Raw genomic sequence first — 13,102 nt, forward strand, 5'->3', positions numbered from 1 at the left:
GGAGGCGGGCCTCGATCAGCCGCCGAGCGACCCCGCACCACGGAGCAGCCGCGCCGCGGCGAGCGCCCCGGCCAGCCGCTCGGCGAACCCCGGCGGCACCTCGGCGGGCAGCGCGTCGACCGGCCACCAGGCCACGTCGTCGCTCTCGTCGCTGACCGTTACGGGAGCGTCCGGATCGGCGATCGCGCCGTAGCCCACGTCCCAGTGTCGCGAGCAGCGGCCGAAGCCGTCGCCGAGCGCGTGCCGGTCGAGGTCGAGGGGCAGGACGCCGAGCGACTGCAGCCGTGCCGCTCCGCTCTCCTCCCGCGCCTCGCGGAGGGCCGCGTCGGCCGTGGAGTGGTCGCCGGGCTCGACGTGACCGCCGAGCTGCACCCAGAACCGGCCCTTGCGGTGGAAGCAGAGCAGCACCTGCGCGAGATCCGGCGAGAGCACGAAGCAGCTCGCCGTGACGTGCTCGGGTCCGCCGTCGCGCTCGAGCGCCGACTCGCCGCGCTGCTCGAGGAACGCCAGGTACTCGTCCCGCAGGTCCGCGAGCGCGCCCGCGTCCCACTCCCGCAGCTCGTCCGCCAGCCGCGTCCCTCGCTCCCCCGTCACGCGATGGACCCTACCTCCCCTCCGCGAGCTGCCACTCCGGTGCGCGGCACGGCGTGCGTGGCGTACCGGAGCGGCAGCTTCCGGGGAGGGAGGAGGGACGGGAGCGTCAGACGGAGAGGCCGGAGAGGCCCTCGCGGTCGACGCGGCGGTGGAAGCGCATGCCGGCGAGACCGCCGAGCACGGCGCCGACCAGCGCGACGATCAGGGCGGCGAGCGCCGTCACGACCGCTGCGGCCGTGGCGTCGCCGGCGTCCAGGGGGATCGTCGGGAAGCCGCTGACAGCGGAGAGCGCCTGGCTGCCGCCGGTGATCGCCGAGACGATGCCCACGACGATCGCGACGACGACCGCCCAGGCCCACACTCCGACGCCCTGCTTCGCTCCGCTGAAGCGGGCCATGCGGCCGGCCACGTAGCCGCCGCAGTAGTAGGCGACGAGGAGGATGACCAGCAGTGCGATCGCGCCCGCCCAGCCGAACGCGGCGGGGTCGGCCGCGAGGTCGCCGGTGACGTCCTGGGTGCCGATGACGGCGGCCCCGATCGCGGTGACGAGGGCGGTCAGGAGGACGGCGAGTCCGGTGGCGGCGAGCCAGCCGAAGAAGGCGCAGCCGATCTTGAAGCCGCCGAAGCGGTCGCGCTCGCGCTGGTGGATGTCCTTGCGCGCGGCCGCACGGGCCTGCTTCGCCTCGGCGGAGTCGGGGTCGACGGGCGCGCGGTGCTCGGGGACCGAGTGCGCGGAGTCGGAGCGGTCCGTCGAAGCGGAGCGGTCCGAGGAGGCGGAACGGTCCGGAGTCGCGGAGCGGTCCGTCGCCGCAGCCGCTCCCGTCTCCCCCGCGGAGTCGATGCGCGCCGTGCCGCCCGCCGCCGAGCCCTCTGCCCGTCGCGGCAGTCCGCCGTCAGCCGGATCCCTGTCTGTCGTGCTCATGTCGAACCTCCTGGCCGAGCGCCCCGAAGAAGGGCGACACGCTCAGTCAAGACCCAGGGAGCCCTCGGTGTCGCGGGCTTGACGACACGACGGAGCGGTCCGGGCGTCAACCCCCTGCGCCCCCTCCCTCCCACCCGCTTGCATGGAGGGACCGACCGACGACACGAGAGGGAGAGTCATGACTCCGGAATCCCCCGAGCAGACACCGCCCGGCACCGAGGCCGAGCTGACGCCGAAGGCCGACCACGGCGAGACCACCTACCGCGGCACCGGCCGCCTCAGCGGCAAGGTCGCCCTCATCACGGGCGGCGACAGCGGCATCGGCAAGGCCGTCGCGATCGCGTTCGCGCGCGAGGGCGCCGACGTCGCGATCTCGTACCTCGACGAGCACGACGACGCCGAGGACACCGCCAAGTGGGTCCGGGAGGCCGGCCGCGAGGCGCTGCTCCTCCCCGGCGACCTGCAGGACCCGGCGCACTGCCGCGCCGTCGTCACCGAGACCGTCGAGCGCTTCGGCCACCTCGAGGTGCTCGTCAGCAACGCCGCCTTCCAGATGAGCCGCGAGAGCGTCACCGACATCCCGGACGAGGAGTGGGACCGCACGATCGCGACGAACATCAGCGCCTACTTCCACCTCGTGAAGTCGGCGCTGCCCCACCTGAAGGAGGGCGCATCGATCATCGCGACGAGCTCGGTGCAGTCCGACCAGCCGTCGTACCAGCTGCTCCCCTACGCCGCCACGAAGTCGGCGATCCTCAGCCTCACCGCCTCGTTCGCGCAGGCGCTCGGCGAGAAGGGCATCCGCGCCAATTCCGTCGCGCCCGGCCCGATCTGGACGCCGCTCATCCCCTCGACCATGCCGGAGGAGGCCGTCGCCGAGTTCGGCGAGCAGGTCCCGCTGGGCCGCCCCGGGCAGCCGGCCGAGGTGGCTCCCGCCTACGTCCTCCTCGCCTCCGACGAGGCGAGCTACATCAGCGGGTCGACGATCGCCGTCACCGGCGGGAAGCCGATCCTCTGATCACGCTCCAGGGCACCGCTCACCCGCAGGATTCCGCGATAGGTTCCTGCGGGTGAGCGTCCACATCCGCAGCATCGAGACGGCGGTGCCGACCACGGTCCTGCGCCAGTCCGAGGTGCGCGACCTCTTCGCGTCCCAGCCCGCGATGACCCGGCTCGGGTCCCGCCTGATCGGCGCGGCCTTCGACGCGTCCGGGATCGACACCCGCAGCACGGTGGTCGACGAGCTCGACCGGGTCGAGCGGGAGGGTGCGAGCGTCTTCTACGACGCGGGGAGCGGCCTGGTGCTCGACCCGGGGACGGCGGCGCGCAACGCCGTCTACACCGAGCGCGCTCCCGAGCTCTTCACGGAGGCGGCCCGCCGCGCCCTCGCGTCCGCGTCGATGACGGCCGAGGACGTCACCCACGTGGTGACCGTCTCCTGCACCGGCTTCTACGCTCCGGGGCCCGACTACCAGCTGGTCCGCCGCCTCGGCCTCGCGCCCTCGACGCAGCGCTTCCACCTCGGCTTCATGGGCTGCTACGGCGCCTTCCCCGGCCTGCGCGCCGCCCGCCAGTTCTGCGAGGCCGACCCGGAGGCGGTCGTCCTCGTCGTCGCGGTCGAGCTGTGCACCATCCACCTCACGAGCTCCAACGACCCGGAGCAGATCGTCGCGACCTCCGTCTTCGCCGACGGCGGTGCGGCGGCCGTCGTCACCGCCCGCGAGGCCGCGCCCGGCACCCCGGTGCTCGAGCTCGACGCGCTCGCCACGACGCTCACCGACGAGGGCGAGACCGAGATGGCGTGGACGATCGGCGACCACGGCTTCTCGATGCGGCTGAGCACCTACGTGCCCTCGATCATCGGAGCGAACATCGAGGCGGCCGTCGCCCCGCTGCTGGCCGGCGCCGAGGTCGAGCGGAGCGACGTGCAGCGCTGGGCGATCCACCCCGGCGGCCGCAGCATCCTCGACAAGGTGCAGGCCTCGCTCGCCCTCAGCGACGAGCAGCTGGCCCCGTCGCGCGAGGTGCTGCGGACCAACGGCAACATGTCGAGCGCGACCGTCCTCTTCATCCTGCGGCGCCTGCTGCACGGCGAGGCGGCCGACGGCGAGCGGATCGGCGCGATGGCGTTCGGCCCCGGCCTCACCGTCGAGCTCGCGCTGCTCACCAAGCGGGGCGGGGAGTGACTCCGCGAGCCCCTCTCGCGCCGGACCTGCGCCACCGCGAGGTCTCCGAGCAGGAGCTGATGGACGACCCGGACTGCGACCGCACCCTGCTCGACGCCACCTACGCCCGCTTCGGCACCGTGAACCGGCTGGTCTCGGGGTGGCGCGGCCTCTACCGCTCGCGCCTGCGTCCGCTGCTGCGGCCCGACGAGCCGTTCCGCCTGCTCGACATCGGCTCCGGAGGCGGCGACGTCGCCCGCTCCCTCGCCGGCTGGGCCCGCGAGGACGGCCTCCGCCTGGCGATCACCGCCGTCGATCCGGACGAGCGCGCCTCCTCGTTCGCCACGTCCACGCCCGCGCCGCCCGGAGTCGAGTTCCGCCGCGCGAGCAGCGCCGACCTGGTCGCCGAGGGCGAGCACTTCGACCTGGTGACCTCCAACCACGTGCTGCACCACCTGTCGCCGGAATCACTCGCCGACCTGCTCGCCGACAGCGAGCGCCTGGCCCCGCGCGCCCTCCACAACGACATCGAGCGCTCGCGGCTGGCTTACACGGCCTACCTGCTGGCCACGCGACCGATCGCGGCCGGCTCGTTCCTCCACTACGACGGGTCGCTGTCGGTGCGACGCAGCTTCACCGCCGCCGAGCTGCGGGCGGTGGCGCCCGAGGGGTGGCGGGTCGAGCGCGTGGCGCCCTACCGGCTGCTGCTCGCGCGGGGCGAGGTGTGAGGACGCGGCGGAGGGTGAGCGCTTCCGGTCCGCTCTGGCTGCGCGCCGCCGCTGTCAGCTACTCCGCCAACTGCGCCCTCGGCACCGCCGTCGCCACCGGCGCTCTCCGCACGGGCCGCTGGCACTGGATCCATCACGCGCTCTACATCTGCACGTCGACGCTCACCGCTCTGGCCTGGGCGACGCTGCGGCGATCGGACACCCGCGCCGCGTCCGCGCTGGCTCCCGCCGCCGTCCCGCTGGCGGTGATCCCCTTCGCGGGCACGCACGGACGTCGGCACCCGGCGATCGCGCTGGCGGCGGCTCCGTTCGTGCTCGCCGCTCTCGGGCGGACGCGGCGGCCGGCGCGGCGCCGAGGAGTGCTCCAGCGTCTCAGGGCCGGGTCATCCCTGCGCTGACGGGCCCCGGCTTCTAGCGCGGGGGCTCGACGTCGCGGTCGGGGTCGGAGCGGTACGAGCGCAGCGCCTGCCAGCCGGCGATCGCGAGGATCAGCGCGCCGCAGAGCATCGTCAGCAGGTTCGGCACCGAGAATCCGCTGCCCACGACCGAGTTGATGCCCGCGCCGAGCACGAACACACCTCCGAGAAGGTAGAAGATGACCCTCGTCTTCACCGTTCCACCGCTTCCCTCGAGTCTGCACAGGACCCTCGATGCTACCGCGCGCGCCCCGGGCCGCCGCCGCTCCCCCCTCTGCACGATCGATCGGGGCAGGATCGAGGCATGGAGTTCCTCGATGTCGTCCGACGCCGGAAGACCACCAACGGCGCGTTCCTGCCCGACCCCGTCTCCGAGGAGCACCAGCGGCTCCTGATGGAGGTGGCCGGCCGGGCGCCGTCGCAGCTCAACAGCCAGCCGTGGCGGTTCGTGCTCGTCGAGGAGCGCGAGACGATCGACCGGATCGCCGCGATCAGCGGCGAGAGCATGACCACCGCGATGTCGAACGGCACGTTCTTCGAGCGCTACAAGCCCTACTTCCGCTTCAGCAGCGAGGAGATGGAGCAGCGGCGCGACGGGATGCTGTTCGACAAGCTGCCGGCTGCGCTCCGCCCCTTCACGAAGCAGGTCTTCACGAAGCGCGGGCAGTTCCTGATGAACTCCCTCCGCGTCCCGCAGACGCTCGGTGAGGAGAACCGCCGGCTCGTCGCGGGATCGCCGCTGCTGCTCGGCGTGATGCTCGACCGCTCCGAGTACCGGCCGGGCGAGCTCTCCTCCTTCTACTCGGTGTTCAGCATGGGCGCCGCGATGGAGAACGTCTGGCTGAGCACGGTCGAGCTGGGGATGGGCATCCAGTTCGTGTCGTTCCCGATGGAGGTGCCGGGAGCGTGGGCGCGGATCGAGTCGCTGCTCGCCGTGCCCGACGAGCTGGAGCTGATGGCGGTGTACCGGCTCGGCTACCTGCCTCCGGAGCAGCGGCGGCCGGCGATCGACTGGTCCTCCCACCAGCGGAAGCTGCCGTCGCAGTACGTCTTCCGCGGCACCTGCGCGACTCCGCAGGAGGGGTGGGACGCGCCGGCCGGGCCGTGACGGGATCCTGAGCGGCGCGGCCGGCAGCCGGAGGTGCCCGCGCTCGCTCCCGGGCCGGCCCCGGCCGACGGGAGATCCGCGACGGAGCATCGACTCTCGCTACATGCGTCGGCTAACGTGGCGCCCAGCACGCCCGGCAGTGCTACGTCCCGTCCGCGGGACTGTCAATGGGGGTCCGGCGTGTCTCCCGCCCGATTCCCCGCACCGGGGTCCGAGCGGCTACCGTCCCCGAGGAGCCGTCCGCCAGGGCCGGCCCGATGAACGAAGGGGGCCCGTGGCCACGCTCATCTACGGACCGCAGAACCTCGAGATCGAATTCGAGGAGCGCGTCCTCGCGCACCTGAAGGTCGCCGTCCTCTCGAAGCTGCGCCGCAACGAAGCCTTCTCGCTCTCGTGGATGGAGGACGCCTCCACCGGACACGGCCGGAGCTCCGTCTGGCTGCACCCGTCGGTGCCGCTGCACTTCCGCTTCACCGAGGCGCACCAGCCCAAGCTCAACCGCGCGTGGATCGAGCAGATGCTCAGCGTCGCCAGCATGCACGGCGAGCTCTCGGTCCTGCCGGAGCCCGAGGAGCAGCGCCAGGGCTCCTGAGCTCCGCCGCTCCTGGGCCCCGCTGCCCCCTGATCGCACGGCCGTCAACCCCGTCCCCTCTGCGGGGGACGCGAAGTACCGTCGAGAAGACGTCCCCGGAACCATCGGCGGACGTCGACGGACGGAGACGACCATGACGGACACCGCGCGAGCGACCGGCCTGCCCACCCTCACCCCGGTGCGGACGCTTCGCAAGGAGCAGCCGATCGAGCCGCGCCGCGTGCCGGACTCCGTCTCCGTCGGCTCCCAGCCGGTCATCGGCTGCCGGATCGACGTGAGCGGCCGCTCTTTCGTCGTCGAGCTCGACATGGCCGGCATCTTCCTGCGCCAGGTGCGCCGGAGCCTGCGCGAGGGCGAGGGCGGCCTCGTGCTGCTGCGCCACGTCGACGGGATCGAGATGATCCCGTTCTCGCGCGCGACGCCGTTCGACGTCTCGGACATCGTCTGCCCCGAGGGCGTCGAGCCCGCGGACGCCCGCTCGACCCTGGGGCTCCGCGACCGCTGATCCGCGACGGGCGGCGTGCTCCGCCCCGCGCCCGCCGCTGAGCGGGATCAGGCGGGGAGCGACGCCTCGATCAGGTCGACGATCCGCGGGTCGTCGGGCTCGACCGTCGGGCGGAACCGGTGGACCGTGCCGTCGGCCGTGATCAGGAACTTCTCGAAGTTCCACTTCACCCGGCCGGCCTTGCCGTTCTCGTCCTCCGCCTTGGTGAGCTCCGCGTAGAGCGGGTGCGCCGAGCGGCCGTTGACGCGGACCTTCTCGAACATCGGGAAGGTGACCCCCCAGGTCGTCGAGCAGTACGCCTTGATCTTGTCCTCGTCGCTCAGCTCCTGGAGGAACTGGTTGCTCGGGAAGCCGAGGACCGTGAATCCGCGCTCCCCGTAGCTCTTCTGCAGGGCCTCGAGCTTCTCGTACTGCGGGGCGAGGCCGCAGCGGGAGGCGACGTTGACGATCAGCCGCACGGGCGGGTAGTCGGCGAGGGTCGACGTGGTGCCGTCGATCGTGGTGAGGGGGATGTCGGCGATCGTGTCGGGCACGGAGGGCTCCTTCGGACGTGGTGCGTCGACGCTACTCCCCGCCGCCGAGGGAACCCCGAGTCGTGGAGGCGGCTCGCTGCGGGTTCCCGCGACGGTCCGGGGTTCCCTCGGCGCGCGCCTGCCTCCACCATGGGGGGATGGCCGCCTCGCAGCAGATCGTCTCGGTCGGCGGGCGGAGGCTGCGGCTGACGAACCTCGACAAGGTCGTCTACCCGGAGACGGGCTTCACCAAGGCCGACGTGCTCTCCTACTACGCCTCCGTCGCCTCCGCGATGCTGCCCCATCTCGCGCGCCGCCCGGTCACCCGGAAGCGCTGGGTCGACGGAGTGGGCACCGCCGAGCATCCGGGCGAGGTCTTCTTCGAGAAGAACCTCCCCTCCTCCGCCCCCTACTGGCTGAGCCGGACCCGGCTCGCGCACTCGTCGCGCGACGTCGAGTACCCGCTGGTCGACGACGTCGCCGGGCTCACCTGGCTGGCGCAGCAGGCGGCGCTCGAGCTGCACGTCCCGCAGTGGCGGGTGGGCTCCGACGGCGAGCGCCGTCCGCCCGACCGTCTCGTGCTCGACCTCGACCCGGGTGAGGGGGCGGGCCTCGCCGAGTGCGCCGAGGTCGCGTTCCTCGCCCGCGACCTGCTGGAGGGGATGGGGCTGGCTCCGCTGCCGGTGACCAGCGGGAGCAAGGGGATCCACCTCTACTGCCCGCTGGACGCCTCCGCCTCCAGCGACCAGATCTCGGCGGTCGCGCACGAGCTGGCGCGCGCGCTCGAGTTGGACCACCGCGACCTCGTCGTCTCGGACATGAAGAAGACCCTGCGCGAGGGCAAGGTCCTCGTCGACTGGAGCCAGAACAGCGCGACGAAGACGACCATCGCCCCCTACTCCCTCCGCGGGCGCCTCCGGCCGGCCGCCGCCGCGCCCCGCACGTGGGAGGAGCTGGGCGCCGAGGACCTGCGCCACCTGTCGCCCGACGAGGTGGTGGAGCGGCTGCGAAGCGACGGCGACCTCCTCCGCCCGCTGCTCGCCGCCCGCGGTGCCGGGCTCGAGCCGACCCCGGAGAGGATGGCGGGCTTCGCCGCGACGGACGCCTCCTCCGACCGCCTGGCGACCTACCGCAGCATGCGCGACGCGTCGAGGACGCCGGAGCCTGTGCCCGAGGCGGCGTCCGCGGGGTCCTCCTCGGGCGACTCCTTCGTCATCCAGGAGCACCACGCGCGGCGTCTGCACTACGACTTCCGGCTCGAGCACGACGGCGTCCTGGTCAGCTGGGCGGTGCCGAAGGGCCCGCCGCTGGAGGGCGACCCGAACCGGCTCGCGGTGCAGACCGAGGATCACCCCCTCGAATACGCGACCTTCGAGGGAACGATCCCGGCCGGCGAGTACGGCGGCGGCGAGGTGCGCATCTGGGACGAGGGCACCTACGCGCTCGAGAAGTGGCGCGAGGGGAAGGAGGTGATCGCGGTGCTGACCGGCCGCCCCGACGGCGGGCTCGGCGGCGAGCCCCGCCGCTACGCCCTGCTGCACACGGGCTCGAGGGAGGGCGCCGAGAAGAACTGGCTCCTGCACCTGATGGCGCCGGGTCCCGCTCACGGGCACGGGACGCAGCGACGGGGCCGGGCGACCGCGTCCGCCGCGTCGCCCGCTCCCCGCCCCGCACCCTCCGCCGACCGCCCGGCCGAGGACTCCGCTCCGCGCCGCCACCGCCCCATGCTCGCCACGGCCGGACGCCGCGGCGACGTGGACCCGGGGGCCGCGATCGAGATGAAGTGGGACGGCTACCGCGCTCTCGTGCGGGTGCAGGGCGGCACCGCGACCCTCACGAGCCGCAACGGCAACGACCTGACCGCGGCGTTCCCCGACCTGCTCGCCCCGCTCGCCGAGGCCGCCGCCGACGCCGTGCTCGACGGCGAGATCGTCGCCCTCGACGCTCGCGGGCGCCCCGACTTCGGCGCTCTGCAGACCCGCGGCGGGCTGACGAAGCCGCGCGAGATCGAGGCGGCCGCCCGGTCCACGCCGGTGCACCTGATGGTCTTCGACCTGCTCGAGCGCGCAGGAGACGACCTGACCGGGAGCGACTACGACACCCGTCGCGCGGCACTGGTCGAGCTCGTCGCCGAGAACGAGCGCGTGCACGTCCCGTCCGTGTTCGACGGCGACCTGGAGGAGGCGATGGCCACCAGCCGCGCCCTCGGCCTCGAGGGCGTGGTCGCCAAGCGCCGCGACTCGCGCTACCAGGAGGGCAGCCGCTCGCGCGACTGGATCAAGCTCACCCACCACCGGCTGCAGGAGGTCGTGATCGTGGGCTGGCGCGAGGGCGAGGGCGGCCTGCAGGGGTCGGTCGGGGCGCTGCTGACCGCGATCCCCGGCGAGGACGGGCTCGCCTACTCCGGCCGTGTGGGCACCGGCTTCAGTGACCGCGAGCGCCGCGGACTGGTCGACCGCCTGGCCGAGCACGCCACCGAGGAGCCCGCCGTCTCCGTCCCTCCGCTCGAGTCGCGCGGCGTGCACTGGGTGTCGCCCGTCCTGGTCGGCGAGGTCCGCTACCGCGAGCGCACCGCCTCCGGGACCCTCCGCCAGCCGGTCTGGCGCGGCTGGCGCGCCGACAAGGCCGCCGAGGACGTCCGCGTGGAGGAGCCGGGCAGCTGACCCTCCGGTCTTCCGACGGAGAGGCCCGGGAACGCGGCTCGCGCCGCCGATCCACTGCGGCCCCGGGCACCTCAGTCCAGGCGCACCCCGCGCAGCAGGAGGAGGGTCGCGCCGACCGCGGCACCGGTGCCGATGAGGACGCCGCCCGCTCCGGACGCCGCCGCGAGGACGCCGAGGAGGCTGGGCAGGGCGATCAGCCCGAGGCGGTTCCCGGCCAGGCGCAGCGCGAGGGCGCGGCCGTGGCGGTCGGCGGGGGTGCGCTCGATCAGCCACGACATCGTGATGGGCTGGCCGATCCCGAGGCCCAGGCCGAGGGCGGCGACCGCGACGAAGAGGAGCACGGTCGGCGCGGGCAGGGCGACCAGCACCAGGCAGAGCGCCGAGATCAGGATGCCGCCCACCATCACCCGAGTGCGCCCGAGCCGGGCGGTCGCCGCACCGAGGAGGAGCCGCGAGGCCATCGACGCGAGCGCGCGCACGGTGAGGAGGGCCCCGACGACGCCGGCCGGGAGCCCTCGCTCGGCGCCGAGGGCGGGGAGGTAGACGACGGTCAGGTCGACGGCGGCGACGACGGTCGCGCTGGTCAGCAGGGCGCGCGCGAGGCCCGGCACCCGGAGGAGACCGAGCGTCGAGCCCGGAGCCGCCGCCCCCTCCGCCGCGGGTCCTCGCGGGGACGGGCTGCGGATCCCCGCCGTCGAGACGAGCAGCAGCACCGCGAGGATCCCGCCCACGAGGAACAGCGGCGCCGGGTCGGGCCGCACCGAGCCGCCCGCGAGCACCGGGATGAACGCGGGCCCGATCGCCTGCCCGAGCGACGCGGCGAACGTGTAGTAGCCGAAGCGGCTGTCGAGACGCGTCCCTCCGGTGCCGCCCGCGACGACGGTCTGCTGCCCGACCACGCAGCCCAGGTGCCCCGCGCCGAGCAGGGCGATGCCGAGGAGCAGCCCCGCGACGCTCCCGCCCGCCAGGAGCAGCACCGCGGCCGCTCCCACCGCGACGAGCGAGCCGACGGCCATCACGGCCCGAGCGCCGACCCGGTCGACCAGCCCGCCCACCGGCAGCGCGATCAGCAGCGGCACCAGCGCGAACGAGGCGCCGAGCGCCCCGAGCGCCCAGGCCGGCACGTCGAGCCGGATCGCCTGGTAGACGGCGGCCGGCCGGAGCAGGAACGCGACGGCCTGGATGAGCACGGCGTGCGCGAGCAGGGACGGAGTCGCCAGGCGGTTCCGCACGCGCGCTCCTTCCCGCGGCGCTCGGCCGAGCACCCGCTCCCCCATCCTCCTCCCGGTGCCGCCGCCGAGTCGCCCGGGAAGGATCGTCCTGCCCCTCGAGAACAGGCCTTCTCGAGCGACTCAGCTCTGCGGCGGCGTCGCGGGGAGCGCGTGCGCGGGCAGGGTGCCGAGGCGGTGCCGGCCGCGGAGGAGGAACCAGGCCAGGCCGATCCCGACGACCGCGGCGATCACGACGACCGCACTCCAGCGCAGCTCCTCCCCGTAGACCTCGACGCGCGGCCACGCGAGGTCGACCGTCATCGCCGCGCCCCAGAGCACCGCGACGACGTTCACCGGCAGGCCCGCGCGGCCGAGCGAGAAGCGCCCGGGCGCGGCTGCGGGCCACCGGCCGCGGAGCCGGGCGATCAGCAGCGGCACCGTCACCAGCAGGTAGGCGAGGTAGATCAGGATGACCGCCACGCTCGTCACGGCCGTGAAGATCGCCGGCGTCCCGATGTTCACGACCAGGATCAGCACCGCGAGCACCCCCACGACCAGCGCCGGCGCCACCGGGGTCCCGCGCCGCGGGTCGACGCGGGCGAGCACGCGGCTGCGGGGCAGGGCGTTGTCGCGGGCCATCGCGAAGATCAGCCGGATGCCCGCCGTGTGCACCGCCAGCGCGCACACGGTGATCGCGACGACCACGCAGAGCAGGAGGACCGATCCGAGGGGCCCCCCGAGCACCTGCAGCACGATCCGCTGCAGCCCGCCCGACGCCTGCCCGAGCGCCGGGTCGGCGAGGTCGGGCGCCGAGAGGATGCCGAGCAGCAGGATGAGGCCGCCGAGGACGAAGGAGGCGGTCACCGCCCGCAGGATCGCCGTCGGCGCGGTCCGGCGCGGATCGACCGTCTCCTCGCCGAGCGAGCCCGCGGTGTCGAACCCGTACATCACGTACGCCGACGCGATCGCGGCGATGAGGAACGCGCCGGCGTACCCGCCCGGCGTGCTCCCGCCGTAGCCGCTGGTGTCGAGCAGCACGGTCGGCGGATGCACCACGTTCACCGCGAGCACCGCCACCAGCAGCACCGCTGCGACGAGCTCGATCAGCACGCCGACGCTGTTGATCCGGGCCATCAGCCGCACGCCGCGCGCGTTGACCGCGGTGGTGAACGCGATCAGGACCGCTCCCCAGACCACCGCGCTCACCCCCGCGGAGCCGCCGAGCTGGAACCCGCTCCAGATCTGCGGGAGCGTCGCCTGGTACGCCAGCACGACGGCCGCGAGCGTGACCACGGACGCGGTGGCCATCAGCCAGCCCGCCAGCCAGCTCACCGTCGGCCCGGCGAGGCGCTTGCTCCAGTTGTAGACGGAGCCGGCGACCGGGTAGCGGGCGGCGAGCTCGGCGAAGCACAGCGCGACCATGAGCTGCCCGGTGAACACGATCGGCCAGGACCACCAGTAGGCGGGACCGCCGAGCGCGAAGCCGAAGGAGAAGAGCTGGAACGTGCCGGTCAGGATCGAGATGTAGCTCACGCCCGCGGCGAAGCTGCCGAAGCGGCCGATCCCGCGGGTGAGGGAGGGGCGGTACCCGAACTCAGCGGTCCCGTCGTCGACGTCCTCGGTGGTGCTCATCGGGCTCCCCCTCGCGGGCGCGCTCGTCGCACCGAGGTCAGGATGCCAGCCGCC

Annotated in this window: 14 protein-coding genes; 8 read left to right on the forward strand and 6 right to left on the reverse strand. The window is 73.8% G+C overall.

Going from position 1 to position 13,102, the window contains the following annotated elements; translation table 11 throughout:
• Positions 1-15 precede the first annotated feature (15 nt).
• Complete coding sequence (locus tag C5C27_RS02970; protein ID WP_258066479.1) at positions 16-594, reverse strand: NUDIX hydrolase; 579 nt, start codon at positions 592-594, stop codon at positions 16-18.
• Positions 595-700: 106 nt separating this feature from the next.
• Positions 701-1,516, reverse strand: a complete 816-nt coding sequence (locus C5C27_RS02975; RefSeq protein ID WP_258066480.1) for a hypothetical protein — start codon at positions 1,514-1,516, stop codon at positions 701-703.
• Positions 1,517-1,694: 178 nt separating this feature from the next.
• Between C5C27_RS02975 and C5C27_RS02980 the strand changes: the two genes are divergently transcribed.
• From C5C27_RS02980 to C5C27_RS02995, 4 genes are read left to right on the forward strand one after another with little or no spacing between them, the layout of a single operon-like run.
• Positions 1,695-2,534, forward strand: a complete 840-nt coding sequence (locus tag C5C27_RS02980) for an SDR family oxidoreductase (RefSeq protein ID WP_104233826.1) — start codon at positions 1,695-1,697, stop codon at positions 2,532-2,534.
• A 52-nt stretch (positions 2,535-2,586) separates the two neighbouring features.
• The gene (locus C5C27_RS02985) at positions 2,587-3,702 is read left to right on the forward strand and encodes a type III polyketide synthase (RefSeq protein WP_104313569.1); all 1,116 of its coding nucleotides are present in this window, start codon (positions 2,587-2,589) and stop codon (positions 3,700-3,702) included.
• Positions 3,699-4,409, forward strand: coding sequence for a class I SAM-dependent methyltransferase (locus tag C5C27_RS02990; RefSeq protein WP_258066481.1), 711 nt, complete (start codon positions 3,699-3,701; stop codon positions 4,407-4,409). Before C5C27_RS02985 ends, C5C27_RS02990 begins: the two co-directional genes overlap by 4 nt.
• Positions 4,410-4,423: 14 nt before the next feature.
• A complete protein-coding gene (locus tag C5C27_RS02995) occupies positions 4,424-4,807 on the forward strand; it encodes a hypothetical protein (protein ID WP_104313570.1) in 384 nt (127 codons plus the stop codon).
• A 13-nt stretch (positions 4,808-4,820) separates the two neighbouring features.
• On the opposite strand, the gene C5C27_RS03000 is transcribed toward C5C27_RS02995, so the two are convergent.
• Positions 4,821-5,021, reverse strand: coding sequence for a hypothetical protein (locus tag C5C27_RS03000; RefSeq protein ID WP_104223776.1), 201 nt, complete (start codon positions 5,019-5,021; stop codon positions 4,821-4,823).
• Positions 5,022-5,129: 108 nt separating this feature from the next.
• Here C5C27_RS03000 and C5C27_RS03005 point away from each other — a divergent pair, with 108 nt between their 5' ends.
• From C5C27_RS03005 to C5C27_RS03015, 3 genes are all read left to right on the forward strand, one after another.
• Positions 5,130-5,933, forward strand: coding sequence for a nitroreductase family protein (locus C5C27_RS03005; RefSeq protein ID WP_104313571.1), 804 nt, complete (start codon positions 5,130-5,132; stop codon positions 5,931-5,933).
• A gap of 274 nt (positions 5,934-6,207) precedes the next feature.
• Complete coding sequence (locus C5C27_RS03010) at positions 6,208-6,525, forward strand: hypothetical protein (protein WP_244229547.1); 318 nt, start codon at positions 6,208-6,210, stop codon at positions 6,523-6,525.
• A 133-nt stretch (positions 6,526-6,658) separates the two neighbouring features.
• Positions 6,659-7,030, forward strand: coding sequence for a hypothetical protein (locus C5C27_RS03015; protein WP_104313572.1), 372 nt, complete (start codon positions 6,659-6,661; stop codon positions 7,028-7,030).
• 47 nt (positions 7,031-7,077) lie between these two features.
• Here C5C27_RS03015 and C5C27_RS03020 read toward each other — a convergent pair whose 3' ends face one another.
• Positions 7,078-7,563 (reverse strand): glutathione peroxidase, encoded by a 486-nt coding sequence (locus C5C27_RS03020; RefSeq protein WP_244229546.1) that lies wholly within the window; start codon positions 7,561-7,563, stop codon positions 7,078-7,080.
• A 137-nt stretch (positions 7,564-7,700) separates the two neighbouring features.
• Between C5C27_RS03020 and C5C27_RS03025 the strand changes: the two genes are divergently transcribed.
• Complete coding sequence (locus C5C27_RS03025) at positions 7,701-10,205, forward strand: ATP-dependent DNA ligase (protein WP_104313573.1); 2,505 nt, start codon at positions 7,701-7,703, stop codon at positions 10,203-10,205.
• A gap of 71 nt (positions 10,206-10,276) precedes the next feature.
• Here the strand turns inward: C5C27_RS03025 and C5C27_RS03030 are convergent, their stop codons facing one another.
• Both C5C27_RS03030 and C5C27_RS03035 read right to left on the reverse strand, forming a co-directional pair.
• Entirely contained in the window at positions 10,277-11,437 is a 1,161-nt protein-coding gene (locus C5C27_RS03030) for an MFS transporter (protein ID WP_258061331.1), read from the reverse strand.
• A gap of 120 nt (positions 11,438-11,557) precedes the next feature.
• Positions 11,558-13,048: an APC family permease gene (locus tag C5C27_RS03035; RefSeq protein ID WP_104313574.1), complete on the reverse strand. Its 1,491-nt coding sequence runs from the start codon at positions 13,046-13,048 to the stop codon at positions 11,558-11,560.
• Between the last annotated feature and the right edge of the window lie 54 nt (positions 13,049-13,102).

The sequence above is a fragment of the Rathayibacter sp. AY2B7 genome (assembly GCF_002931635.1).
GTDB lineage: Bacteria > Actinomycetota > Actinomycetes > Actinomycetales > Microbacteriaceae > Rathayibacter.

What these genes read in the sequence shown, in the direction of transcription:
- C5C27_RS03015 (WP_104313572.1), top strand. Translation starts at nt 6,659, where the DNA reads ATGACGGACACCGCGCGAGCGACCGGCCTGCCCACCCTCACCCCGGTG.
- C5C27_RS03025 (WP_104313573.1), top strand. Translation starts at nt 7,701, where the DNA reads ATGGCCGCCTCGCAGCAGATCGTCTCGGTCGGCGGGCGGAGGCTGCGG.
- C5C27_RS02980 (WP_104233826.1), top strand. Translation starts at nt 1,695, where the DNA reads ATGACTCCGGAATCCCCCGAGCAGACACCGCCCGGCACCGAGGCCGAG.
- C5C27_RS02975 (WP_258066480.1), bottom strand. Translation starts at nt 1,516, where the DNA reads ATGAGCACGACAGACAGGGATCCGGCTGACGGCGGACTGCCGCGACGG.
- C5C27_RS03005 (WP_104313571.1), top strand. Translation starts at nt 5,130, where the DNA reads ATGGAGTTCCTCGATGTCGTCCGACGCCGGAAGACCACCAACGGCGCG.
- C5C27_RS03035 (WP_104313574.1), bottom strand. Translation starts at nt 13,048, where the DNA reads ATGAGCACCACCGAGGACGTCGACGACGGGACCGCTGAGTTCGGGTAC.